A 24,738-nucleotide genomic window follows, 5' to 3' on the forward strand; every position below is an offset into this window, starting at 1 on the left:
ATGACGACGACGACTCTCCCCAAGGCTCACTCCTCGATCGTGGAGGCGACGGAGCTGCCACGCATCATCAAGGTGACCGACAACCTCTACGCGGCCGCCTTCAGCCTGATGAAGCTGCTGCCCGCCCGCTACATCCTCGACCGGGCGGAGGCCGCCGGTCTGATCTCACCCGGCACCCGGATCATCGAGACCTCCTCCGGCACCTTCGCACTGGGCCTGGCCATGGTCTGCCGGCTGCGCGGCTACCCGCTGACCATCGTCGGTGACTCGGCGATCGACCGCGATCTGCGCACCCGGCTCGAAATGCTCGGCACGACCGTGGAGATCGTCGAGCACACCGGCCAGGCCGGCGGCATCCAGGGTGCCCGGCTCGCCCGCGTGGCCGAACTGTGCCGGCAGGACCCGGAGGCCTTCGTCCCCGGCCAGTACGACAACCCCGACAACCCCGGCGCGTACGGCATCGTCGCCGATCTGATCGGGGACACCGTGGGCGCCGTGGACTGCCTGGTGGGCCCGGTGGGTTCGGGCGGCTCCACCGGCGGACTCGCCGCCGCGCTGCGCCAGACCGGCCCCGCACTCCACCTGGTCGGCGTCGACACCCAGGGGAGCATCATCTTCGGCAGCCCCGACGGACCGCGTACCCTGCGCGGACTCGGCAGCAGCATCCACCCGGGCAACGTCAGCCACACCGCGTACGACGAGGTCCACTGGGTCACCGCGCCCGAGGCGTTCCACGCGACCCACGAGCTCTACCGCGAGCACGGCCTGTTCATGGGCCCGACCAGCGGCGCGTCCTTCCAGGTCGCCTCCTGGTGGGCCGAGCAGAACCCGGGGAGCACCGTCGTGATGGTCCTCCCGGACGAGGGCTACCGCTACCAGTCCACGGTGTACAACGACACCTGGCTGAACGAGCAGGGGATCGTTCCCGCCCCCGCCGCCGACGGCCCCCGCACCGTCGAGCACCCGCTGGACGCCACCGCCGCCTGGTCCCGGCTGCTGTGGGCCCGCCGCGGCTTCGACGACGTGGTGTTGCCGGTGGTCGGCTCATGAGTGAGCGCCTGCTGCTCCTGGTGGAGAGCAACACCACCGGTACGGGACGGCTGTTCGCCCGCCGCGCGGCCGAACTGGGCGTGGTGCCCGTGCTGCTCAGCGCGGACCCGGGCCGCTACCCGTACGCCGCGGAGGACCGGCTGCGGACCGTCACCGTGGACACCTCCGACGAGGACGCGCTGTGGGCGGCCGTGCGGACACTGGAGGACGGGGCGACCGTCGCGGGCGTCCTGACCAGCTCCGAGTACTACGTACCCACCGCCGCCGCACTGGCCTACCGGCTCGGGCTCCCCGGCCCGGCGGCCGACGCCGTACGGGCCTGCCGCGACAAGGCAGAACAGCGCCGGGCCCTGACCGGCGCGGGCGTCGGCTCCGCGGACTTCGCAGCCGTCTCCGAGGTGGCCGGGGCTCTCGCCGCCGCCCGCTCCATCGGACTGCCCGTCGTCGTCAAACCGGTACAGGGCTCCGGCAGTCTGGGCGTCCGGCTCTGCACGGACCTGGACGAGGTCGCCGAGCACGCCGGAACACTGCTCTCGGCCACCGTCAACGAGCGGGGCATCGCCGCACCCGGCCGGATCCTGGTCGAGGAGTACCTGACCGGCCCCGAGTTCTCCGTCGAGGTGTTCGGCACCGAGGCCGTCGTCACCGTCGCCAAACACGTCGGCCCGCTCCCGGCGTTCGTCGAGACCGGGCACGACGTACCGGCAGCGCTCCCCGGCGAACAGGAGATCGCCCTGCGCGAGACCGCGGTACGCGCGGTACGCGCGCTCGGACTCGGCTGGGGCGCCGCCCACGTGGAACTGCGGCTGACCGGTACCCGCACCGCCCAGGTCATTGAGGTCAACCCCCGGCTGGCCGGCGGCATGATCCCCGAACTGGTCCGCCGGGCCTGCGGGATCGACCTCGTACGCGCCCAGGTGCTGGCCGCGCTCGGGGCCGCCCCCGAGCTGGAGCGCTCCGGCCACGCCCGCGCCTCGATCCGCTTCCTCACCTGCGACCGGGACGGCATCCTCGCGCCCGCCGCCGCCCTGCACGAAGCCGTGGACCGGGCCCGCACTGTACCGGGCACCGTCGAGACGCTGCTCTACCGGGCCCCCGGCGAACCGGTCGGCCCCGCGGCGGACTTCCGGGGCCGCGTCGGCCACGCCATCGCCGTCGCGGACCGCTCGGGACGGGCGGCGGAGGCGGCCGGCCGGGCCGTGGCCCTGCTCGGCGAAGCCGTCTCGTACGCGGATCTGCACACAGAGGAGGCATACGCATGACCACAGCGCCCGCGCACGGCGTCGACACCGGCCGGCTCAAGGCCGCGCTCGACGCCGAGGCGCACCGCATCGTCTACGACCAGTACCTGCCGGACACCGCCGACGGACTCGGGCAGGAGCTGCGCGCCATCAGCGAGGTCGACCGGGCCCACCTGATCATGCTCACCGAGCGCGGCATCGTCGACCGGGACCGGGCCGCGGCCCTGCTGCGCGCCATCGAGGAACTGCGCGGGCAGGACTTCGCACCCGTCAGGGCCAGACCGATGCCGCGCGGCGTCTACCTCGCCTACGAGGGCCACCTCATCGAGCAGCTGGGCGACCGGACCGGCGGCATCCTGCACACCGGCCGCTCGCGCAACGACCTCAACGCCACCACCACCCGGCTCAAGGTCCGCGGCCCTTATCTCGCCCTCCTCGATGCGGTCGACCGGCTGGCGGGCGTACTCCTGGACAAGGCCGGGGAGTACCGGGACGTGGTCATGCCCGCCTACACCCACGGGCAGCCCGCCGTGCCGATCGGCTACGGCCACTACCTCGCCGGTGTCGCCGGCGCCGTACTGCGCGCGTACGAGTCGCTGCTGGACGCCGGACGCCAGATCGACGTCAACCCGCTGGGAGCCGGTGCGATCGGCGGGACCTCCGTCCCCATCGACCCCCGGCGCACCGCAGAACTCCTCGGCTTCAGCTCCGCCGCGCCCAACTCGGTCGACGCGGTGGCCTCCCGCGACTTCGTCCTGGACCTGCTGTCCGCGTCCGCCGTCCTCGGCGTCGGACTGGCCCGCACCGGCCGGGACCTCAGCACCTGGACGTCGGAGGAGTTCGGGCTGCTGAGGGTGGGCGACACCCTCGTCGGATCCAGCTCGATGATGCCGCAGAAGCGCAACCCGTTCCTCCTCGAACACATCCAGGGCCGGTCCGCCGCGAGCCTCGGCGCCTTCGTCGGCGCGGCGACCGCCATGACCACCGGCGGCTACACCAACGCCATCGCGGTCGGCACCGAGTCCGTACGCCACCTGTGGCCCGGACTCAGCGACACCACCGACGCGGTGACACTGCTGAGCCTGGTGGTCGCGGGCACCGAACCCGAACGCGAACGCATGAGGGACCGGGCCGTGGACGGATTCACCTCCGCCACCTACCTGGCGGAGCGGCTCGTACTGGACGGAATGCCGTTCCGGGCCGCGCACCATCTGGTGGGCGAGACCGTGCTCGGCGCCCTGGACTCCGGCCGGTCGCTGGTGGACGCCGCCCGCTTCCCCGCCGTCGAGGACGGCGGACTGGCCCCGGACCTGGTGGCCCGAGCCTGCGCCCACGGCGGCGGACCCGGCTCCACGGCGGACGGCATAAGCGCCCTGGCGACCCGTCGCGACGTACTCAAGGCCGAGCTGACCGCCCGGCGCACCCGCTGGTCGGACGGGAGCGCGCTGCTGACCCGGGCCGTGCTCAAGGCGGTGACGTCATGAGCGCCGGACTGTCGGAGCGGGCCCCCGGCATGGACCACGAACCGCCGCCGCGCGGCGGACTGCGCGGCAACCGCGACTTCCGGCTGCTGTGGATCGGTGAGACGACCAACCGCGTCGGCATCAACATCACCGCCGTCGCCATGCCCATGGTCGCCCTGGTGACGCTCAAGGAGAGCGTCTTCTCCGCGAGTCTGCTGGCCGCCGCGCCCTGGCTGCCCTGGCTGCTGATCGGCCTGCCGGCCGGAGCCTGGGTGGACCGGATGCGGCGGCGGCCGATCATGCAGATCTGCAACGTGGTCCCGCTCGTGCTCCTGGCAAGCGTGCCGGTCGCGGGCTGGCTCGGCATCCTGACGATGACCCAGCTGCTGACCGTCGCGCTGATCAACGGTTTCGCCGCGGTGTTCTTCGGGATCTCGTACAAGGTCTACGTGCCTTCCATCGTCGAGCCCGAGGACCTCCAGGAGGCCAACGCCAAGCTCCAGGGCAGCGAGTCGGTCGCCCAGGTCGCGGGTCTTGGCGGCGGCGGGCTGCTCGCCCAGGCCTTCGGCGCCACCTCCGGTCTCCTCGCCAACTCGGCGACGTTCCTCGTCTCCGCGCTCTGCCTCTCCGGCATCCGCAGCCAGGAGGAGCGGCCGGAGCGGCCCGCCGAACGCCCGGCGCTGAGGCAGGACATCAAGGAGGGGCTCGGCTTCGCCTTCAAGGACCCCTACCTGCGGGTGCTCACCCTCTACGGCACCGCCACCAACCTGGTGCTCACAGCAGAGGCGGCGGTCCTGCCCGCCTTCATCCTCCGCGGACTCGGGATACCCGAAGGCGCCACCGGATGGCTCCTCGCGTCGAGCAGCATCGGCGGCATCCTCGGGGCCACCACCGCGAAACGAGTGATCGCGCGGTTCGGCACGGCCCGCGGACTACTGGTCGCCACCGTCCTCAGCGCCCCGTTCGCCCTGCTCATCCCGCTGTCCGACAAGGACTGGAGACTGTCCGCCCTGGTGGCCGGCAGCGCCGTGCTCTCGCTCGGTGTCGTACTCGCCAATGTGATCCAGGGCGCGTTCCGCCAGCGCTACTGTCCGCCCCAGCTGCTCGGCCGGGTCTCGGCCAGCATCTCGGTCGCGAACTTCGGCGTGATCCCCGTCGGTTCACTCCTCGGCGGAGGCCTCGGCACCCTGCTCGGCCTGCGACCCGCCCTCTGGGTGCTCACCGCAGGCCTCGCCCTGACCCCGCTGCTCCTCCTGACCGGGCCGCTGCGCGGAAGGCGCGACCTGCCGGTCGCGCCGGCCACGCGGTGAGACCCGGCTCGCCTGTCTCACTCCCGTACGAACAGGAGAGACCCCGTGGAACAAACCCTGCCGTGGGTCGTTCGTGAGCTGCCACCCCCAGGCTCACTGGACCTCTGGCTCCTGAGGGTCTCGGATGTCCCTCTCGGCATCCTGGACGAACAGGTACTCGACGCGACCGAGCGTCAACGTGCCGCCGGCCTCATGCACGCCGCCGACCGCACCCGGTTCACGGCCGCGCACGTCGCCCTCCGCAGGCTGCTGGGCTCGTACCTGAGCCTGCGCCCGGAGGACGTCCACCTCGGCCGGGACACCTGTCCCTGCTGCGGCGGACCGCACGGCCGGCCCACCGTGCTCGACGCCGAAGAACGGCTGTTCTTCTCGCTGTCCCACCGAGGCGACCTCGCCGTCGTCGGTACTGCGGCCGCCCCCATAGGGGTCGACGTGGAGCTGGTGGGCGACGAGGAGGGCACTGCGGAACTCGCCCCGATGCTGCACGTGGACGAGCAGGCCGAACTGGCCGCGCTCAGCCCGCTGGAACGGCCTCGGGCGCTGGCCCGGCTGTGGACCCGCAAGGAGGCCTACCTCAAGGGCCTCGGCACGGGCCTGGGCCGCGACCCCGCTCTCGACTACGTCGGCTCCGGCCGCCCGGAGGGGCCGTACCCGCCGTCCGGCTGGACCCTGCTCGACGTCCCGGTGGACCGGGGCTACGCGGCGGCGGTGGCGGTGCGCGGCGAGCTGAGCGTGGAAGGACCGTTCGTCAAGAGGCTCTCCGGCCTCGACGTCGTACGGCACACCCGCGATGCGCTGCGGACGGCGGGGACGCCGCCCTGACCCGGCCCGAGGTCCGCCGGGTGCACCCGATGCGGTGATCACCCGGCGGCGGGCCCGTACCACCGGCCGCTCCCGCCGCGGCTCCCGATCACCGAAACGTCCTCGACAACACCCCTACGGACTTTTGGAACTGACGATGTCAAACGCTGTGCAGCAGGCCCCCGCGCCCCTCCTCCCGCAAGTGCGGACCCGTCCCACCGGGCAGCCGGACACCGGCGCCGAGCACGTGACGGGTGCCCAGTCGCTCATCCGCTCTCTCGAAGAGGTCGGCGCGGACACCGTGTTCGGCATCCCGGGCGGCTGCATCCTCCCCGCGTACGACCCCCTGATGGACTCGGTCCGGGTCCGTCATGTGCTGGTCCGCCACGAGCAGGGTGCCGGCCACGCGGCCACCGGCTACGCCCAGGCCACCGGCAAGGTCGGGGTGTGCATGGCGACCTCGGGTCCGGGCGCCACCAATCTGGTGACCCCGATCGCGGACGCGCACATGGACTCCGTGCCGCTCGTCGCGATCACCGGACAGGTGCCCTCCAAATCGATCGGCACGGACGCCTTCCAGGAGGCGGACATCGTCGGCATCACCATGCCGGTCACCAAGCACAACTTCCTGGTCACGGACGCCGACGACATCCCGCGGACCGTCGCGGAGGCCTTCCACATCGCCGCGACCGGCCGCCCGGGACCGGTGCTCATCGACATCACCAAGGACGCCCTCCAGGCAGCGACCACCTTCCAGTGGCCGCCGGTGCTGGAACTGCCCGGCTACCGCCCGGTGACCAAGCCGCACGCCAAGCAGATCCGCGAGGCCGCCCGGCTCATCGGCGAGGCCCGCCGGCCGGTCCTCTATGTCGGCGGCGGGGTGCTCAAGGCACGCGCCACCGCCGAGCTGCGCACCCTGGCCGAGCTGACCGGGGCACCCGTCGTCACCACCCTGATGGCGCTCGGCGCCTTCCCCGGCAGCCACCCCCAGCACGTGGGGATGCCCGGCATGCACGGCGACGTCGCCGCGGTCGCCGCGCTGCAGAAGGCGGATCTGATCGTCGCCCTCGGAGCCCGGTTCGACGACCGGGTCACCGGCAGGCTGGACGGATTCGCGCCGCACGCCAAGGTCGTCCACGCCGATATCGACCCGGCGGAGATCGGCAAGAACCGGCTCGCGGACGTCCCGATCGTCGGGGACGCCCGCGAGGTGCTCGACGCCCTGGCCGTCGCCGTGCGCGGCGAGCGGGACGAGGGGCGCTCGGGCGACTACACGGCCTGGTGGCGGGAGCTGGACCGCTGGCGGACCACCTACCGGCGCGGTTACGAACTCCCCGCGGACCCGGGGCTGCTCTCCCCGCAGCAGGTCATCGAACGGATCGGCCAACTCGCCCCGGAAGGAACACTGTTCGCGTCCGGTGTGGGCCAGCACCAGATGTGGGCGGCGCAGTTCCTCCCGCACGAGGAGCCCGGCACCTGGTTCAACTCGGGCGGTGCGGGGACGATGGGGTACGCGGTCCCGGCGGCGATGGGGGCCAAGGCCGGGATGCCGGACCGCGCGGTGTGGGCGATCGACGGTGACGGCTGCTTCCAGATGACCAATCAGGAGCTCACCACCTGCGCGCTCAACAACATCCCGATCAAGGTCGCGATCATCAACAACGGCGCGCTCGGGATGGTCCGCCAGTGGCAGACCCTCTTCTACAACCAGCGGTACTCCAACACCGTGCTGCACTCCGGCGCCGACACCGACGGCCTCCCGGCGAAGGGCACCCGGGTGCCCGACTTCGTACAGCTCTCGGAGGCGATGGGCTGTGTGGGCCTGCGCTGCGAGAACCCGTACGAGCTCGACGCGATCATCGACAAGGCCAACTCGATCAACGACCGCCCCGTCGTGGTGGACTTCATCGTCCACGAGGACGCGATGGTGTGGCCGATGGTCCCCGCCGGCACCTCCAACGACGACATCATGGCCGCACGCGACGTACGCCCCGACTTCGGCGACTCCGCGGACGACTGAGAGGACCTCCCGACATGTCCCAGCACACGCTCTCCGTCCTGGTCGAGAACACGCCCGGCATCCTCGCCCGGGTCGCCGCACTCTTCTCGCGCCGCGGCTTCAACATCGACTCGCTCGCGGTCGGCACCACGGAACACCCCGATCTCTCCCGCATCACGATCGTCGTCCGGGTCGATCACGAACTCGCCCTGGAACAGGTGACCAAGCAGCTCAACAAGCTGGTCAACGTCCTGAAGATCGTCGAGCTGGAGGCCGATTCGGCCGTCCAGCGCGAGCTGGTCCTGGTGAAGGTGAGCGCCGACAACGCCTCGCGCGCCCAGATCGTGCAGATCGCCGAACTGTTCCGGGCCAGAACCGTGGACGTCTCGCCCGAAGCCGTCACCCTTGAGGCGACCGGCTCCGGCGACAAGCTCGACGCGATGCTCAGGATGCTCGCGGCCTTCGGTATCAAGGAGCTCGTCCAGTCCGGTGCGATCGCGATCGGCCGGGGCTCCCGGGCGCTGGCCGACCGCACCGCACGCGAGGCCCGGCCGATCCGCCTGACTCCGGCCGGCACCACCACCACCGCGGCACGCGCGCAGAGCGCGTAACGCCCGGCCGCCCTCCGCACCTCCCGTCCGTACACCCTCGTATTCCAGGAACCAAGGAGAACTCCCCATGCCTGCCGAGCTGTTCTACGACGACGATGCCGACCTGTCCGTCATCCAGGGCCGCAAGGTCGCGGTCCTCGGCTACGGCAGCCAGGGCCACGCCCACGCGCTGTCGCTGCGCGACTCGGGTGTCGACGTCCGTGTCGGTCTGCACGACGCCTCGAAGTCCAAGGCCAAGGCCGAGGAGCAGGGCCTGCGCGTGGTGACGCCCGCCGAGGCGTCCGCAGAGGCCGACGTCATCATGATCCTGGTTCCGGACCCGATCCAGGCCCAGGTCTACGAGGAGTCCGTCAAGGACAACCTCAAGGACGGCGACGCGCTGTTCTTCGGCCACGGCCTGAACATCCGCTTCGACTTCATCAAGCCGCCGGCGGGCGTCGACGTCTGCATGGTCGCCCCGAAGGGCCCGGGTCACCTGGTCCGCCGCCAGTACGAGGAGGGCCGCGGCGTTCCGTGCATCGTGGCCGTCGAGCAGGACGCCACGGGCAAGGGCCTGGAGCTCGCCCTCTCGTACGCCAAGGGCATCGGCGGCACCCGCGCCGGCGTCATCAGGACGACGTTCACCGAGGAGACCGAGACGGATCTGTTCGGTGAGCAGGCGGTGCTGGCCGGTGGTACGGCGGCGCTGGTGAAGGCCGGTTTCGAGACGCTGACCGAGGCCGGCTACCAGCCGGAGATCGCGTACTTCGAGTGCCTGCACGAGCTGAAGCTCATCGTGGACCTCATGTACGAGGGCGGCCTGGAGAAGATGCGCTGGTCCATCTCGGAGACCGCCGAGTGGGGCGACTACGTGACCGGCCCGCGCATCATCACCGACGCCACCAAGGCCGAGATGAGGAAGGTCCTCGCCGAGATCCAGGACGGCACCTTCGCCAAGGCCTGGATGGCGGAGTACCACAACGGTCTGCCCAAGTACAACGAGTACAAGAAGGCCGACAGCGACCACCTGCTGGAGACCACGGGCCGTGAGCTCCGCAAGCTCATGAGCTGGGTCAACGACGACGACGCGTGACAGCGACCGGCCCGCCGCGCACCGGCCGCCGGAATCCGGCAGCCGGTGCGCGGCAGGTCTACTCCAGGGAGCCCGTCAGGCGATCTCGATGAGCAGATCGCCCGCCTCGACCTGCTGGACCCGGCCGATCGCGAGACGCCGGACCACCCCGGCGGACTGGGCGGTGATCGACGCCTCCATCTTCATGGCCTCGATGGTGGCGACGGTCTGGCCCGCAGAGACCGAGGCGCCCTCCTCCACCTGGAGGGTGACGACCCCGGCGAACGGGGCCGCGACATGGCCCGCGTTGCCCCGGTCCGCCTTCTCGGCGGCCTTGACCTCGGTGGCGACGGACCTGTCCCGCACCGAGACCGGCCGCAACTGCCCGTTGAGGGTGGCCAGTACGCTGCGGAAGCCGCGCTCGTCGGCCTCCGAGATGGCCTCCAGCTCGATCAGCAGGGTGACACCCGGGTCGAGTGTGACCGTGTGCTCGGTCTCCGTCTCCAGCCCGTACAGGAAGTCCTGGGTCGGCAGCACAGAGGTGTCGCCGTACGCCTCGCGGTGGGCCTCGAACTCCTTGGTCGGACCTGGGAAGAGCAGCCGGTTCAGGGTCGCGCGCGGCGACTTCTCCAGCCCCTCGCGGTCCTCGTCGGACAGCTGCGGCGGCTGCGCCTTCTCCGGGCGGCCCTTCAGCGCGCGGGTACGGAACGGCTCGGGCCAGCCGCCGGGCGGGTCACCCAGCTCGCCGCGCAGGAAGCCGATCACGGAGTCCGGTACGTCGAACTTGCCGGGGTCGGACTCGAAGTCGGCCGCCTCGACGCCCGCGCCCACCAGATGCAGTGCCAGATCGCCCACCACCTTGGACGACGGCGTCACCTTCACCAGCCGCCCGAGCATCCGGTCGGCCGCGGCGTAGCAGTCCTCGATGAGCTCGAAGCGGTCGCCCAGACCGAGGGCGATGGCCTGCTGGCGCAGGTTGGACAGCTGCCCGCCGGGGATCTCGTGGTGGTAGATCCGGCCGGTGGGCGAGGCGAGACCGGACTCGAAGGGGGCGTAGACCTTGCGGGTCGCCTCCCAGTAGGGCTCCAGGTCACCGACGGCCTGGAGCGAGAGGCCGGTGGCCCGCTCTGTGTGGTCGGTGGCGGCGACCAGTGCGGACAGCGAGGGCTGGCTGGTCGTACCGGACATGGAGGCGACCGCCGCGTCCACCGCGTCGACCCCCGCGTCGATGGCGGCGATCAGGGTGGCCAGCTGCCCGCCGGGGGTGTCGTGGGTGTGCAGGTGGACCGGCAGCTCGAACCGCTCGCGCAACGCGGTGACCAGCGTGCGGGCGGCGGGCGGACGCAGCAGCCCGGCCATGTCCTTGATGGCGAGGACATGGGCGCCCGCGTCCACGATCTGCTCCGCGAGACGCAGGTAGTAGTCCAGTGTGTACAGGCTCTCGCCGGGGTCCGAGAGGTCCGCGGTGTAGCAGAGCGCCACTTCCGCGACCGAGGTGCCGGTGGCGCGCACGGCGTCGATGGCCGGGCGCATCTGGGAGACGTCGTTGAGGGCGTCGAAGATCCGGAAGATGTCCATCCCGGCGCTCGCGGCCTCGGCGACGAACGCCTCGGTGACCTCGGTGGGATAGGGCGTGTAGCCGACCGTGTTGCGGCCGCGCAGCAGCATCTGGGTACAGATGTTGGGCACGGCCTCCCGGAGCTTCACCAGCCGTTCCCACGGGTCCTCGGCCAGGAAGCGCAGCGCCACGTCGTAGGTGGCGCCGCCCCAGCATTCGAGGCTCAGCAGCTGCGGGGCGGTCCGGGCCACGTGCGGGGCGACGGCCAGCAGATCGCGGGTCCGCACCCGGGTGGCCAGCAGCGACTGGTGCGCGTCGCGGAACGTGGTGTCGGTGACGGCGACGGCCGGCTGGGCGCGCAGCTCGGCGGCGAAGGCCTCCGGGCCGAGGGCCGCGAGGCGCTGCCGGGAACCGGCGGGCGGCGAACCGGTCGGCAGGGCCGGCAGCTTGTCCGCCGGGTCGATGACGGACGGGCGGGGGCCGTAGGGCCGGTTGACGGTGGTTTCGGCCAGGTAGCCGAGCATGCGGCTGCCCCGGTCGGCCGAGGGGCGGGCCCGGATCAGCTCCGGGTGCTCCTCGATGAAGCTCGTCGTGATGCGCCCGGCCCGGAAGTCGGGCTGGTCCAGCACGGCGCCCAGGAACGGCAGGTTGGTCGCCACGCCCCGGATGCGGAACTCCGCGATGGCCCGGCGCGCCCGGCGGGCCGCGTTGGTGAAGTCGTGCCCGTGGCAGGTGAGCTTGACGAGCATCGAGTCGAAGTGTGCGGACACCTCCGCGCCGGTGTGGACGGTGCCGCCGTCCAGCCGCACCCCGGGCCCGCCGGGGGAGCGGTAGGCGGAGATGGTGCCGGTGTCGGGCCGGAAGCCGTTGGCCGGGTCCTCGGTGGTGATGCGGCACTGCATCGCGGTGCCGTTGAGGGTGATGTCGTCCTGCGAGAGGTGCAGTTCCGGCAGCGTCCTGCCGGCGGCGATGCGCAGCTGGGCGATGACCAGGTCGCGCCCGGTGACCTGCTCGGTGACGGTGTGCTCGACCTGGATGCGCGGGTTCATCTCGATGAAGACGTGGTTGCCGCGTTCGTCGACGAGGAACTCGACCGTGCCCGCGTTGACGTAGCCGATGTGGTGGGCGAAGGCGACGGCGTCGGCGCAGATCCGGTCCCGCAGCTCCGGGTCGAGGTTCGGGGCGGGCGCGATCTCGACGACCTTCTGGTGGCGGCGCTGCAACGAGCAGTCCCGCTCGTACAGGTGCACGACGTTGCCCTCGGCGTCGGCGAGGATCTGCACCTCGATGTGGCGGGGGTTGATCACCGCCTGCTCCAGGAAGACCGTCGCGTCACCGAACGCGGAGCGCGCCTCGCGCATGGCCGCGTCGATCGACTCGCGCAGTTCGGCCGCCTCCGCGACCCGGCGCATACCGCGTCCGCCGCCGCCCGCGACGGCCTTGACGAAGACCGGGAAGCCGATGTCCTCGGCCGCGGCGACGAGCGCGTCGACGTCCTCGGAGGGCTCGGAGGACTTCAGCACCGGCACCCCGGCCTCTCGGGCGGCGGCGACCGCGCGGGACTTGTTCCCCGTCAGGTTCAGTACCGAGGCGGGCGGTCCGACGAACGTGATGCCGGCCTCCGCGCACGCGGCCGCGAGGTCGGGGTTCTCCGACAGGAAGCCGTAGCCGGGGTAGATCGCGTCGGCGCCCGCCTTCCGGGCGGCCTTGATGACCTCGTCGACCGAGAGGTAGGCGCGCACCGGATGTCCGGGCTCCCCGATCCGGTACGCCTCGTCCGCCTTGGCCCGGTGGAGTGAGTTGCGGTCCTCGTGGGGATACACCGCCACCGTGGAGATCCCGAGCTCGAACGCGGCGCGGAACGCGCGGATCGCGATCTCACCGCGGTTGGCGACCAATACCTTGTCGAACATCAAACTCCCCAGTCGTGTCACGAGCGCGTGGCGTCAGGACGGGCGATGTCGCACGGGCGCACCGGTCGGTGTCCCGTGGTCACTAGGCGGCGGCGGACCGCTCCGGGCCTTCCAGCAACTGTCCGGCCCGGAGCGTTCGACACCGTACCGGAGACCTACCCACAGATCGCGGACACAGAGGATGGTCTGCGTCACGTGGGCCGGTGCGGTGGGGGAGGGGGCGCGCGGCGGAACAGGGGCGGCGCGCATGTCCTCACCCAGGTTCGCTCGCCGCCTTCGCGGCGAGGTAGCGGGCCGGGAACTCCCCGCCGCCGTGCACCGCCAGATCCGCCCCGGTCACGTAGCCGGACAGCTCGCTCGCGAGGAACAGGCAGGCACGGGCGACGTCCTGCGGCACGGCCATCCGGCCCATCGGGATGACGCCCGCCACCGAGGCGCCGCCGTCCGCGCCGTAGACCGGAGCCGCGCTCGGCGTGCGGATCAGCCCGGTGGTGATGTGGTTGACCCGGACCGCCGGCGCCCACTCCAGGGCCAGCGCCCTGGTGAGCGCGAGGAGCCCGGCCTTGGCGGCGGTGTAGGCGGCGGTGCCGGGCTGCGGGTCGTGGGCGGAGACGCTGCCGATGTTGACGATCGAGCCGCCGCCGCCCCGGTCCCGCATGACGCGGTTAGCCGCCTGCGCCACGTAGAAGGGCGCGAGCAGATTGAGCGCGACGACCTTCTCGACGAAGCGCGGTGAGACGGTGGCCGCGTCGGCGGCCGGAGAGCCGCCCGCGTTGTTGACGAGCACGTCGAGCCGGCCGAAGCGCTCCACCGCACCGTCCACCAGCGAGGACGCCGCCGCCGGGTCGCGCACATCGGCGGCGCGGAAGACGGCCTCCCGGCCTCCGGCGCAGGGCAGGGTGTCCGGGGTGGTGCGGCCGCAGACGACCACGTCCGCCCCGGCCCCGAGGAAGGCCGCGGCGATGGCGGCCCCGATGCCCTTGGTGCCGCCCGTGACCAGCACCACGCGCCCGGTGAAGTCCAGCGGGCTTTCGCTGTCCATGAGGTGAGGCCTCTCTTGTCCGACGGGATTCAGCGGGTCGCCGGCCTCATCCGGCTGGTCTCCCGCGTGTGCGGTCAGCCGGCGAGTACGCGGGCCCGGCACGCGGCCGGGGTGCCCCAGGCGTCGCGCAGCGGGCGGGCCTTGCGGATCCACAGGGACAGGTCGAGCTCGTCGGTGTAGCCCACCGCGCCGTGCAGCTGGAGGGCGGTGCGTGCCGCCCGGTACGCGGCCTCGCCCGCGGTGACCTTGGCCGCGGCGATCTCGCGCCCCGCCCCGTCGTCGCCGTTGGCGAGCGCGAGGGCAGCGCCGTGCAGCAGCGGCTCGGTGAACTCCAGGGCCAGCAGGGTGTCCGCCAGCCGGTGCTTGACCGCCTGGAAGGAGCCGATCGCCACCCCGAACTGGGTGCGCCGGTTGACGTGGGCGACGGTACGGGCGAGCAGGGTGCGGCCGGCCCCGAGTGCCTGGGCCGCCGTGGCGAGCGCGGCGACATCGGCCGCGTACCGTGCCGCGGCGGTCACCTCGGGCCCCCGGGCGACGACCGCGCCGCCGGACGGCCGCGACAGCCGCCGCGCCGGATCGGCCGACGGCTGCACGGGACCGGGACCGGCGGCGAGGCGCAGGGTGTCGCCGTCCACCACGAACACCGCGTCGGCCGCGTCCGCGTCCAGCGCGTACGGGCCGAGCGAGGTCAGGCAGAGCGAGACGAGGGACGTGCCGGAGGCGATGGCGGGCAGCAGGGCGGCGGCCGTGTCCGGGTCTCCGAGCCGGTCCAGCAGCGCTGCCGAGGCCACCGTCTCGACCAGTGGCCCGGGAACCGCGTGGCGTCCCAGCGCCTCGAAGGCGACGGCGAGTTCGACCGGCAGCGGGCCGAATCCCTCGTGCTCCTTCGGGACCGCGAGGGCGAACACCCCGGCCTCGGCCAGCCGTGTCCAGAGGGCCCGCCCCGGGCCGTGGTCGCCGGTGGCCCAGGACCGGATCACGGCCGGGGTGCCTGCGGCGGTGAGCAGGGCGTCGAGGGAGCGGGCGAACTCCCGCTGCTCTGCGTCAAGGAAGAAGCGCATCACCGGCGTCCCTTCGGCAGGCCGAGCAGCCGCTCGGCGATGATGTCGCGCTGGATCTCGTTGGTGCCCGCGTACACGGGTCCGGCCAGGGAGAAGGTGTAGCCCTCGGCCCAGGCCCCGTCGGCGGGCGATTCGTCCGCGTGGTCGGCGAGTTCGCCGTACGGGCCGAGCAGGTCGAGGGCCGTCTCGTGCAGGGCGATGTCCAGTTCGGACCAGTAGATCTTGTTGAGGCTGGAGGCGGCCCCGGCGGGCCCGCCCTCCTCGTGCAGCACGTGGGAGGCGCCCCGGTAGGAGAACAGCCGGTAGGCGCGGGCCCCGATCACGGCGTCGGCGACCCGGTCGCGCAGCGCCGTATCGGCCGGATCACCGTGTTCGCGCCACAGCGCGGTCAGCCGGTCCGCGGCGGCCGTGAACCGGCCCGGACTGCGCAGGGTGAGTCCGCGTTCGTTCCCGGTGGTGCTCATCGCGACCCGCCAGCCCTGTCCGGGCTCACCGATCACGTCCTCGTCGGGGACGAACACCTCGTCCAGGAAGAGTTCCGCGAAGGAGGGCTTCCCGTCGAGCCGCCCGATGGGGCGCACGGTGACCCCCTCGGCGTCCAGCGGGAACATCAGATACGTCAGTCCCCGGTGCGGCCGGTCCGCGGCCGGGTCGCTGCGGAACAGACCGAAGGCGCGGTCCGCGAAGGCGGCCCGCGAGGACCAGGTCTTCTGGCCGCTGAGCAGCCAGCCGCCCTCCGTGCGTACGGCCGTCGAGCGCAGCGAGGCCAGGTCCGAGCCGGACTCCGGCTCGGACCAGGCCTGCGCCCAGATGACCTCGCCGCTGGCCATCGGGGGCAGGATCCGGGCCCGCTGCTCGGCGGTGCCGTTCTCGAAGAGAGTGGGGGCCAGCAGATTGATGCCGTTCTGGCTGACCCGGCCGGGCGCCCCGGCGGCGTAGTACTCCTCCTCGAAGACCAGCCAGCGCAGCAGTGAGCCGCCGCGCCCGCCGAACTCCTCGGGCCAGGACACCACCGACCAGCGGTCGGCGGCCAGGGTGGCCTCCCACTCCCGGTGGGCGGCGAATCCCTCGCGGGTCTCCAGGGAAGGCAGGGGGACGGCCGGCACATGGGCGGCCAGCCAGTCGCGCACCTCGGTCCGGAACTCCTCGTCGGCCGCGTCGAAATCGAGGTCCATCAGGCACCCGCCTCCTTCATCGCCTTCTTCATCGCCCGGATATCCATGCCGCCCAGCGCGTCGGCCGAGGCCTCGCCGCTCCTCGTAGCGCACCGGTTCGTCATGGGCAGCGGACATCGGCCCCTGCTTCCCTAACAAGTGTTTGGTAGATTAACGTACTTCCATGAGCACCGTCGAGGAGTTCCGCACCGGCCCAAGGAGAGTCGCCCGTGACCACCCAGCCGCCCTATGTAGCGGGGCACTCGCTCCTGGCCGGACGCACCGCCGTGATCACCGCCGCCGCGGGCGCCGGGATCGGCGGCGCCACCGCCCGCAGGTTCCTGGAGGAGGGCGCCCGGATCGTCATCGGTGACGCCCACGCACGCCGGCTGGGGGAGAGCGCCACCGCCCTGGCCGAGGAGTTCGGCGCCGACAACGTCGCCGCCCTGCGCTGCGACGTCACGGACCAGGACGAGGTCGACGCCCTGTTCGGCTTCGCCGCGGAGCGCCACGACGGCCTCGACATCGTCGTCAACAACGCGGGACTCGGCGGCACCGCGGACCTCGTCGACATGGCCGACGAGCAGTGGTCGAAGGTCCTCGACGTCACCCTGAACGGCACCTTCCGCTGCACCCGCGCCGCCCTGCGCCACTTCAAGGACCGCGACAGCGGCGGCGTCGTCGTCAACAACGCCTCCGTCGTGGGCTGGCGCGCCCAGCGCGGCCAGGCCCACTACGCCGCCGCGAAGGCCGGAGTGATGGCCCTCACCCGGTGTGCCGCCCTGGAGGCCGCCGACTTCGGCGTACGCGTCAACGCCGTCGCCCCGAGCCTGGCCATGCACCCGCACCTGGTGAAGGTCACCACCCCGGAGCTGCTGGCCGGACTCACCGAACGGGAGGCCTTCGGCCGGTACGCCGAACCCTGGGAGATCGCCAACGTCATCGTCTTCCTGGCCAGCGGCTACTCCTCGTACATGACGGGGGAGACCGTCTCCGTCAGCAGCCAGAGGGCGTGACCGCGATCGCCGCGAACGCCAACGCCGAACGACGCGCCGAACTCCTGGCCACCGCCGCCGAGGTGTTCGCCGCCCTGGGCTACAACGCCACCACCGTCCGCCGGATCGCGGACGAGGCCGGACTGCTCGCGGGCAGCCTCTACTACCACTTCGACTCCAAGGAATCGATGCTCGACGAGATCCTCTCGGCCTTCCTGGACGAACTGTGGGCGGGCTACGGCACCGTTCTCGCCGCCGGACTCGGGCCCGGCGCGACCATCGAGGCACTCGTCACCCAGTCCTTCCGGCAGATCGACCGGCACGGCCCGGCGGTCGCCATCTACCAGAAGGAGTCCGGCCGGCTCTCCGCCCAGCCCCGATTCGCCTACCTCACCGACTCCCGGGCCAAGTTCGAGGACGCCTGGCTGCGGACCCTGGAGCGCGGCGTGGCCGAGCACGCCTTCCGCGGCGACCTGGACGTCCGGCTCGTCTACCGCTTCGTCCGCGACACCGTCTGGGTCGCCGCCTCCTGGTACCGCCCCGGCGGCACCCACAGCCCGGAGGAGATCGCCCGCCAGTACCTGTCCATGGTCCTGGAAGGCATCACCCCACGTGCCTGACAAGCCATCAACTTTGCTACGAAGGAGCAGTCATGGCCGAGGCCTACATCGTCGACGCGGTACGCACTCCGGTCGGCCGGGGCAAGGGCGGGCTGTCGGCCGTCCACCCCGCCGACCTCGGGGCCCACGTCATCAAGGCGCTGATCGAGCGCAGCGGGGTCGACCCGGCGGCCGTGGAGGACGTCGTCTTCGGCTGCCTGGACACCGTCGGCCCGCAGGCCGGCGACATCGCCCGCACCGCGTGGCTGGCCGCGGGCCTTCCCGAGGAGGTGCCCGGCACCACCGTCGACCGGCAGTGCGGCTCCTCCCAGCAGGCGGTCCACTTCGCGGCCCAGGGCGTGCTGTCCGGCACCCAGGACCTGGTCGTGGCGGGCGGCACCCAGAACATGTCGATGATCCCCATCGCCTTCGCCAGCCGCCAGGCCGCCGAACCGCTGGGGCTGACCGACGGCCCGTACGCGGGCTCTGTGGGCTGGCGGGCCCGCTACGGCGACGTACCGGTCAACCAGTTCCACGGCGCCGAACTCATCGCGGAGAAGTGGGGCATCAGCCGCCAGGACATGGAGGAGTTCGCCCTGCGCTCGCACCGGCGGGCCCTGCACGCCATCGACGAGGGCCGCTTCGGCCGCGAGACCGTCGCCTACGGGGACGTCCGGGTGGACGAGGGACCGCGCCGGGACACCTCGCTGGAGAAGATGGCCGGGCTCAAGCCGGTCGTCGAGGGCGGCCGGCTGACCGCCGCGGTCTCCTCGCAGGTCTCCGACGGCGCCTCCGCGCTGCTCATCGCCTCCGAACGGGGTGTGGCGGAGCACGGCCTGACCCCCCGCGCCCGCGTGCACCACCTCTCGGTGCGCGGCGAGGACCCGATCCGGATGCTCTCCGCACCGATCCCGGCGACGGCGTACGCCCTGAAGAAGGCCGGGATGTCCATCGACGACATCGACCTCGTCGAGATCAACGAGGCGTTCGCCCCGGTCGTCCTGGCCTGGCTGAAGGAGACCGGCGCCGACCCCGACAGGGTCAACGTCAACGGCGGTGCCATCGCGCTCGGCCACCCGCTCGGCGCCACCGGCACCAAGCTCATGACGACCCTGCTGCACGAACTGGAGCGGACCGGCGGGCGCTACGGCCTGCAGACCATGTGCGAGGGCGGCGGCCAGGCCAACGTCACCATCATCGAACGCCTCTGATACGTCCCGGCCGGGCCGGCTGACTCATCGGGCCGCCCGGTCCGGGACCGCCGGAAGAACCTCCTCAGCGATGTTGAGCAGGACCCCGTCGTCGGGGAGGGCTCCGGTCTTGCTCCATACGGTGATGTCGTAGTAGCCGCCCGTGTCCTTCCGGTCGAGAGCCACGGTCAGCGTCCTGGCGAGGGGGCCTTCCTCGACGGGCCCGCTGGAACTCTTGCTTCCGAGGTTGATCTCGAACTTCATGGTGGGATCCGAGGAGAAGACCGCAGGCCGGCCGAGGATGGTGTCCGTCCTGTTGTCGTCACCTACGGCCTTCTTCATCTTCGCGTACTGGGCGACCGACAGCTTGTTGTACGTGGCCGAGAGGTTCACGGTGTACGTGTCGAACTCGACCTGGGCTTCGGGCTCGGCGACCCTCCCGTTGGTCAGGGCCGCGGTACCGCTGGTGCCGCTGGCCGAGGTCGCACTCTCGTCCGGCGTTCCCATGAGCTCTGCCAGATCGGGACGGTTGAGTGCCTCGCACAGTTCGGCACCGGTGGCGGCCTTCGGAGTCCTGGCGTACGCCTTCGGCGGCTTCCCGTCCTCGCTGCCCGAACAGGCGGCGGGCGCCGATGCGTTGTTGTCGCCGTCCGCTGTCATGTGGGGAGCCACCCACACCGCTGCCGCGAGCCCCCCGAACAGAGCCACGGCCGCGAACGCCTGCCCCCAGGCGTTGGGCTCCTTCTTCGGCGTCGCGGGCACGGCGCCGGGCTGCGGCTGCGGCTGCGGTCGCGGCATGGTGCCGCCCGCCGGGGCCGGCTGGTCCGGGCTCCGGCGGGCGCGCAGTGCACGGACCACCGTGTGGACGCGAACCGCGGTGAACACGAGGAAGACCGCGCCGATGCCGGCGGCGGTCCAGTTCTGTTCGTGAGCGGCGAGATACATGATGCGTACGCCGAAGACCGAGCCGACCAGGATGAACACAGGCTCGCGGACCCAGAAGGGCAGGAGGCGAAGGAGGAGACCGAGCATCCGGTGATCTCACCAGAGCGCCTCGACAACCGCTGTGATGGAAGCCATAATTCCGGTCTGGTGCAGACTTTTCCGTCGTACTGCCCTTCATCCGTGTACGTCAGGAGCTCTGTTCCGCCCCCGGCAGCGACTTCAGCACGGCCAGCGCCTCGGACATGATCCGCTCGACCAGCTCCGCGCAGGACGGCAGATCCTCGATCAGACCCGCCACCTGCCCCGAGGCCATCACCCCGATATCGGTACGGCCCTCGACCATCGAGGCCTTGAGCAGCATCGGCGTGTTGGCCGCCAGCAGCACCTGGCTCCAGGCCAGTTCCCTGCCGTGTTTCATCGCCAGACCGTCGCGGATCAGTCCGCGCCAGCTCGAACCGGTCTCCTTCCGGAAGGCGGAGGCGTGCCGTACCGCCCCCAGCAGTGCGGCGGCCCGGCCGGAACGCTCAAGGGAGTCGACCAGCTCCGTGCGCAGCATGCGGTGCGGCATCCCGTCGACCCGGTCGGTGACCGTGACGTCCTTGACGGTGGCGGCCAGGTACTTCGCCTTCACCGCCGCCGGCACGGTGCTGTCGGAGGTGAGCAGGAAGCGGGTGCCCATCCCGATGCCGGCCGCCCCGTAGGCGAGCGCCGCGACCAGGCCGCGGCCGTCGTGGAAGCCGCCCGCCGCGATGACCGGGATGTCCACGGCGTCCACGACCTGGGGGAGCAGCACGGTGGTGGCCACGTCGCCCGTGTGGCCGCCGCCCTCGCCGCCCTGCACCATCACCGCGTCGGCGCCCCACGCGGCGACCTTCTCCGCGTGCCGCCTGGCGCCCACGGACGGGATGACGACGACGCCCGCGTCCTTGAGGCGCGCGATCAGCTCCTTCGACGGGGCGAGCGCGAACGACGCCACCCGCACACCCTCCTCGATCACGATCCGCACCCGCTCGGCCGCGTCACCCGCGTCCGCGCGCAGATTGACGCCGAACGGCGCGTCCGTACGGGACCTGACCTCGCGGACCGCCGCGCGCAGCTGCTGCACGGTCATCGTCGCGGAGGCCAGGATGCCGAGCGCCCCCGCGTTCGCGGAGGCGGACACCAGCCGGGGACCGGCCACCCAGCCCATGCCGGTCTGCACGAGCGGATACCGCACCCCGGTCAGTTCGGTGAGCGCGGTCGGCAGCGGCGCCGGCCCGGTCATGCCGGGACCTCGCTCTCGCGCAGCCCCTTCGGGTCGATGACCTCGCGGATCAGCCGGAGTTCAGCCTCCGACGGGTCCCGGGTCAGCGGTACCCGGTCCGGGATCGTGAGGGCGAAACCCGTGGCCCCGGTGACGTCCTCGACGCTCACCCCGGGGTGCAGCGAGCGCAGCCGCATGGTGCGCTCCGGGGTCTCGAAGTCGAAGACGCCCAGATTGGAGACGACTTCGGGGATCCGGTGGTAGCGGGTCGCGGAGGGGCCGGCCGCCGCCGCCCGCTCGTACCCGACCCCGCTGACCATGTCCACATGCTCAACGAACACCCGGGACGAGTGTTTCGGCACCCAGTAACTCGTGGGGTTGTTGAGGGTGTTGACCGGGGCGCCGCGGACCCCGAGCAGCTGCCGCACGGGCCTGTCCCACGGGCCGATGCAGGAGATGTTCTGGTTGCCGTGCCGGTCGATCTGACTGGCGCCCATCATCACGTGCCGACGGCCGGTCGCGGTGAGCGTCAGGTGCTGACGGAACGGCAGCCAGCCCTCGATGCTCGCGGCCCGCGTCCCCAGCGCGGGGGTGTCGCCCGTCAGCAGCGCCTCACCGTCGGTCAGCAGCAGATCGGGCGAGAAGGTGAGCCTGGCCAGCCGCGCCCCGATGGCCGGGACGGTACCCATCGGACTGGCGAGGATCTCGCCCGCGCCCCGCCACGCCTCGGCGCACGCCAACACGCAGTACTCCGCACGGGTCGCCGCCGTGAAGCCGGTGGACTCGGTGCCGCTCATGCTTCCTCCTGGTGGAACGCGGTGACGGCGGCCTGGTAGGCGGCCTCGTCCCCGGACAGGAACCGTTCGACGAAGGCGGGCCAGGCCCCGGGATCGCGGGCGGCCCGGACGTAGGCGCGCTGGAAGCTCTCGTCCCGGTCGTGGTCGGGCACGCAGGAGGTGAAGTGCGCGCCGTTCGGCGTTTCGACGACCCCGTCCACGAACAGCCGCTTGACCAGCAGCGTCTGCGGCCCGTGCTCCTTGAGCAGATCGGCCGTCTCCACGATCCGTTCGCAGGAGACGTAACTGTGGTCGGCCGCCTCGCAGAACAGGTCGTCGAAGTACGGATCGGGCCCCAGGTACTGGCCGTTGCCCTGGATGTCCGCCCGGTTGAGGTGGACCAGGGCGGCGTCCAGGCGCAGGGCCGGCGCGGCGACCAGCTTCTCCCCGTCCTCGTACGGCGAAGTGACGGTACGCAGACCCGGGTTGACCTTCATCAGGTCGGATCCCAGACCGGCCCGCACCGGCATGAACGGCAGCCGCTGTGCGCCCGCCGTCAGCCCCCACATCATCATCGCCTCGTCGAGCTCGACCATCTCGAACGCGCCGCGCTGCCGGGCGGCGGTGAAGTGCGGCTCCAGCGGTATCGAGTCGAGCGTCCCGAACGCCGCCACCAGCTTGCGGATCCTTCCCGCGGCGGCGAGCAGCCCGACGTCGGGCCCGCCGTACGACACCACGGTCAGATCGGTGACGTCGGACCGCAGCACCGCCCTGACCAGGGCCATCGGCTTGCGGCGCGAGCCCCAGCCGCCGATGCCGACCGTCATCCCGCTCTCCAGCCGGCCGACGACGTCGTCGGCCGTCATCGTCTTGTCCTGTGTCACGTCTGCTGCTCCTTGTCCGTGCCGAAGGTGTCGCGCACGCGGTCGGCGACGCCACTGAGGTTGGCTTCGAAGGTGAAGCCCTGCTCGAAGCGGTAGCTGCGGCGTACGTCGACCGGGTCGATGCCGTTGATGGCCGCCTTGGCGAGCCGGATCAGGTACCCGTCCTTGGCCGCGATCTCCCGGGCCAGCTCCCCGGCGGCCCGGGGCAGCTCGGCGCGCGGGACGACGCTCCACACCGAGCCGTGACCGTGCAGCTCCTGGGCGGTGACGGTGCGCGAGGTGTAGTAGAGGGTGCGCATCAGATGCTGCGGAACCAGCCGGGCCAGATGCGTGGCCGCGCCGAGCGCGCCCCGGTCCAGCTCCGGCAGGCCGAAGGTCGCGTCGTCGCTGGCCACGATCGCGTCCGCGTTGCCCACCAGGCCGATGCCGCCGCCGAGGCAGAAGCCGTGTACGGCGGCGACCACGGGGACCTCGCACTCGTAGACCGCCGCGAACGCCTCGAAGCAGCCCCGGTTGGCGCCGATCAACGCCTCCGGGCCGTCCGTGCGCTGCATCTCCTTGATGTCCACGCCCGCGTTGAACCCGCGGCCTTCGGCGCCGAGCACCACACAGTGGACGTCCGGGTCCGCCCCGGCCGCGCGCACGGCCGCGGCGAGGTCGAACCAGCCGTGTACGGGGAGGGCGTTGACCGGAGGGAAGTCCACGGTGACGACGGCGACGCCCTCTTGAGGGGCGGAGGTGGAGACACCCATGAGCAGATCAGCTACCTTTCCACCAAACGTTTGTTAGATTCAACGTAGCAGTGATACGGACGCCACGGGAGAGCGTCGGTCCACTCGGTGGCCCCAGCGCCCCGTTCCGCTCGTCGCCCCTCGAAAGGACACTCGTCATGACCTCATCGACAGCCCTGTGCGCCGGTCGCGTCGCCGTCGTCACCGGCGCCGGCCGCGGACTCGGCCGGGCCCACGCCCTGGCCTTCGCCGCCGAGGGCGGGCACGTCGTCGTCAACGACCTCGGCGTGGGCCCCGACGGCTCCGGTACGGCCGCCGGCCCCGCCCAGCAGGTCGTCGAGGAGATCCGCGCGGCCGGCGGCGAGGCCGTCGCGCACCACGGGGACATAGCCACCGCGGACGGCGCGGCCTCGCTCGTCGCGACCGCCCTCGACTCCTTCGGCCACCTCGACACCCTGGTCAACAACGCCGGGTTCCTCCGCGACCGGATGCTGGTGAACCTGGAAGAGGACGACTGGGACGCGGTGATCCGCGTCCACCTCAGGGGCCACTTCCTGCCGCTCAAACACGCGGCGGCGCACTGGCGCGCCGAGGCGAAGGCAGGGCGGGTGCCCGCGGCGAGGGTCGTCAACACCTCGTCCGGGGCCGGGCTGCTGGGCAGCGTGGGCCAGGGCGGCTACTCCGCTGCCAAGGCCGGGATCATCGCCCTGACCCTGGTGGCCGCCGCCGAGATGGGCCGCTACGGGGTGCAGGTCAACGCGATCGCCCCGGCCGCCCGGACCAGGATGACCGAGGAGACCTTCGCCGAGACCATGGCGGCACCCGCGGCAGGAGGGTTCGACGCGATGGCCCCGGAGAACGTCTCGCCGCTCGTCGTCTGGCTGGGGTCCGAGGCGTGCGCCGGGGTCAGCGGCCGGGTCTTCGAGGCCGAGGCCGGGCGGATCACCGTGATGGAGGGGTGGCGGCCCGGTCCCACCGCCGACACGGGCGCCCGCTGGAGCCCGGCCGAGGCGGGGGCGGCCGCGTCCGGACTGCTCGCGGCCGCCGAGACACCGCAACCGGTGTACGGGGCGCACTGAGGCCGCTGCGGGACACCGTCCCCGTCGCCACCCCCTCCCCGG

At 72.1% G+C, this 24,738-nt stretch carries 21 protein-coding genes; 12 read left to right on the plus strand and 9 right to left on the minus strand.

Translation table 11 applies throughout. The annotated features are described in order from the left end of the window. From ACZ601_RS15575 to ilvC, 8 genes are all read left to right on the plus strand, one after another. Nucleotides 1-1,050 carry a PLP-dependent cysteine synthase family protein gene (locus ACZ601_RS15575; protein ID WP_469537751.1) on the plus strand — a complete coding sequence of 350 codons (1,050 nt, stop codon included), beginning with the start codon at nucleotides 1-3 and terminating at the stop codon, nucleotides 1,048-1,050. Next, entirely contained in the window at nucleotides 1,047-2,312 is a 1,266-nt protein-coding gene (locus ACZ601_RS15580) for an ATP-grasp domain-containing protein (RefSeq protein WP_469537754.1), read from the plus strand. Before ACZ601_RS15575 ends, ACZ601_RS15580 begins: the two co-directional genes overlap by 4 nt. Next, nucleotides 2,309-3,775 (plus strand): argininosuccinate lyase, encoded by a 1,467-nt coding sequence (gene argH / locus ACZ601_RS15585; RefSeq protein WP_469537756.1) that lies wholly within the window; start codon nucleotides 2,309-2,311, stop codon nucleotides 3,773-3,775. Before ACZ601_RS15580 ends, argH begins: the two co-directional genes overlap by 4 nt. Further along, entirely contained in the window at nucleotides 3,772-5,064 is a 1,293-nt protein-coding gene (locus ACZ601_RS15590) for an MFS transporter (RefSeq protein WP_469537759.1), read from the plus strand. The genes argH and ACZ601_RS15590 overlap by 4 nt, the downstream gene beginning before the upstream one ends. Nucleotides 5,065-5,109: 45 nt before the next feature. Further along, a complete protein-coding gene (locus ACZ601_RS15595; RefSeq protein WP_440577130.1) occupies nucleotides 5,110-5,886 on the plus strand; it encodes a 4'-phosphopantetheinyl transferase family protein in 777 nt (258 codons plus the stop codon). A gap of 136 nt (nucleotides 5,887-6,022) precedes the next feature. After that, nucleotides 6,023-7,885, plus strand: a complete 1,863-nt coding sequence (locus ACZ601_RS15600) for an acetolactate synthase large subunit (protein WP_469537762.1) — start codon at nucleotides 6,023-6,025, stop codon at nucleotides 7,883-7,885. 14 nt (nucleotides 7,886-7,899) lie between these two features. Then, nucleotides 7,900-8,475 carry an acetolactate synthase small subunit gene (ilvN, locus tag ACZ601_RS15605; protein WP_440577128.1) on the plus strand — a complete coding sequence of 192 codons (576 nt, stop codon included), beginning with the start codon at nucleotides 7,900-7,902 and terminating at the stop codon, nucleotides 8,473-8,475. Between the two features lie 67 nt (nucleotides 8,476-8,542). Further along, complete coding sequence (gene ilvC, locus ACZ601_RS15610) at nucleotides 8,543-9,547, plus strand: ketol-acid reductoisomerase (protein WP_469537766.1); 1,005 nt, start codon at nucleotides 8,543-8,545, stop codon at nucleotides 9,545-9,547. A gap of 75 nt (nucleotides 9,548-9,622) precedes the next feature. On the opposite strand, the gene ACZ601_RS15615 is transcribed toward ilvC, so the two are convergent. From ACZ601_RS15615 to ACZ601_RS15630, 4 genes are all read right to left on the minus strand, one after another. Continuing rightward, a complete protein-coding gene (locus ACZ601_RS15615; RefSeq protein ID WP_469537769.1) occupies nucleotides 9,623-12,997 on the minus strand; it encodes a pyruvate carboxylase in 3,375 nt (1,124 codons plus the stop codon). A gap of 253 nt (nucleotides 12,998-13,250) precedes the next feature. Beyond that, complete coding sequence (locus ACZ601_RS15620; RefSeq protein ID WP_469537771.1) at nucleotides 13,251-14,039, minus strand: SDR family oxidoreductase; 789 nt, start codon at nucleotides 14,037-14,039, stop codon at nucleotides 13,251-13,253. 74 nt (nucleotides 14,040-14,113) lie between these two features. Continuing rightward, nucleotides 14,114-15,100 (minus strand): acyl-CoA dehydrogenase family protein, encoded by a 987-nt coding sequence (locus tag ACZ601_RS15625; protein WP_469537773.1) that lies wholly within the window; start codon nucleotides 15,098-15,100, stop codon nucleotides 14,114-14,116. Further along, on the minus strand, nucleotides 15,100-16,275 hold the full coding sequence (locus tag ACZ601_RS15630) for an acyl-CoA dehydrogenase family protein (RefSeq protein WP_469537775.1): 1,176 nt from the start codon (nucleotides 16,273-16,275) through the stop codon (nucleotides 15,100-15,102). Before ACZ601_RS15630 ends, ACZ601_RS15625 begins: the two co-directional genes overlap by 1 nt. A gap of 209 nt (nucleotides 16,276-16,484) precedes the next feature. On the opposite strand from ACZ601_RS15630, the gene ACZ601_RS15635 reads away from it, so the two are divergent. The 3 genes from ACZ601_RS15635 to ACZ601_RS15645 are packed head-to-tail and all read left to right on the plus strand — an operon-like array spanning nucleotide 16,485 to nucleotide 19,059. Further along, entirely contained in the window at nucleotides 16,485-17,270 is a 786-nt protein-coding gene (locus tag ACZ601_RS15635; RefSeq protein ID WP_469537778.1) for an SDR family oxidoreductase, read from the plus strand. Beyond that, a complete protein-coding gene (locus ACZ601_RS15640; protein ID WP_469537781.1) occupies nucleotides 17,267-17,869 on the plus strand; it encodes a TetR/AcrR family transcriptional regulator in 603 nt (200 codons plus the stop codon). The genes ACZ601_RS15635 and ACZ601_RS15640 overlap by 4 nt, the downstream gene beginning before the upstream one ends. Nucleotides 17,870-17,901: 32 nt before the next feature. After that, on the plus strand, nucleotides 17,902-19,059 hold the full coding sequence (locus ACZ601_RS15645; RefSeq protein ID WP_469537785.1) for an acetyl-CoA C-acetyltransferase: 1,158 nt from the start codon (nucleotides 17,902-17,904) through the stop codon (nucleotides 19,057-19,059). A gap of 24 nt (nucleotides 19,060-19,083) precedes the next feature. Here the strand turns inward: ACZ601_RS15645 and ACZ601_RS15650 are convergent, their stop codons facing one another. From ACZ601_RS15650 to ACZ601_RS15670, 5 genes are all read right to left on the minus strand, one after another. Then, entirely contained in the window at nucleotides 19,084-20,070 is a 987-nt protein-coding gene (locus ACZ601_RS15650; RefSeq protein WP_469537788.1) for a DUF6215 domain-containing protein, read from the minus strand. Nucleotides 20,071-20,170: 100 nt separating this feature from the next. Beyond that, nucleotides 20,171-21,229 carry an NAD(P)H-dependent flavin oxidoreductase gene (locus ACZ601_RS15655; protein ID WP_469538502.1) on the minus strand — a complete coding sequence of 353 codons (1,059 nt, stop codon included), beginning with the start codon at nucleotides 21,227-21,229 and terminating at the stop codon, nucleotides 20,171-20,173. Between the two features lie 14 nt (nucleotides 21,230-21,243). Next, nucleotides 21,244-22,023 (minus strand): CoA-transferase subunit beta, encoded by a 780-nt coding sequence (locus ACZ601_RS15660; protein ID WP_469537791.1) that lies wholly within the window; start codon nucleotides 22,021-22,023, stop codon nucleotides 21,244-21,246. Next, on the minus strand, nucleotides 22,020-22,868 hold the full coding sequence (locus ACZ601_RS15665; RefSeq protein WP_469538504.1) for a CoA transferase subunit A: 849 nt from the start codon (nucleotides 22,866-22,868) through the stop codon (nucleotides 22,020-22,022). The genes ACZ601_RS15660 and ACZ601_RS15665 overlap by 4 nt, the downstream gene beginning before the upstream one ends. A gap of 14 nt (nucleotides 22,869-22,882) precedes the next feature. Continuing rightward, nucleotides 22,883-23,638 carry an enoyl-CoA hydratase family protein gene (locus tag ACZ601_RS15670; RefSeq protein ID WP_469537794.1) on the minus strand — a complete coding sequence of 252 codons (756 nt, stop codon included), beginning with the start codon at nucleotides 23,636-23,638 and terminating at the stop codon, nucleotides 22,883-22,885. 137 nt (nucleotides 23,639-23,775) lie between these two features. Between ACZ601_RS15670 and ACZ601_RS15675 the strand changes: the two genes are divergently transcribed. Beyond that, a complete protein-coding gene (locus ACZ601_RS15675; RefSeq protein ID WP_469537796.1) occupies nucleotides 23,776-24,696 on the plus strand; it encodes an SDR family oxidoreductase in 921 nt (306 codons plus the stop codon). The last annotated feature ends 42 nt before the right edge of the window (nucleotides 24,697-24,738 follow it).

The sequence above is a fragment of the Streptomyces sp. NPDC104307 genome (assembly GCF_055584045.1).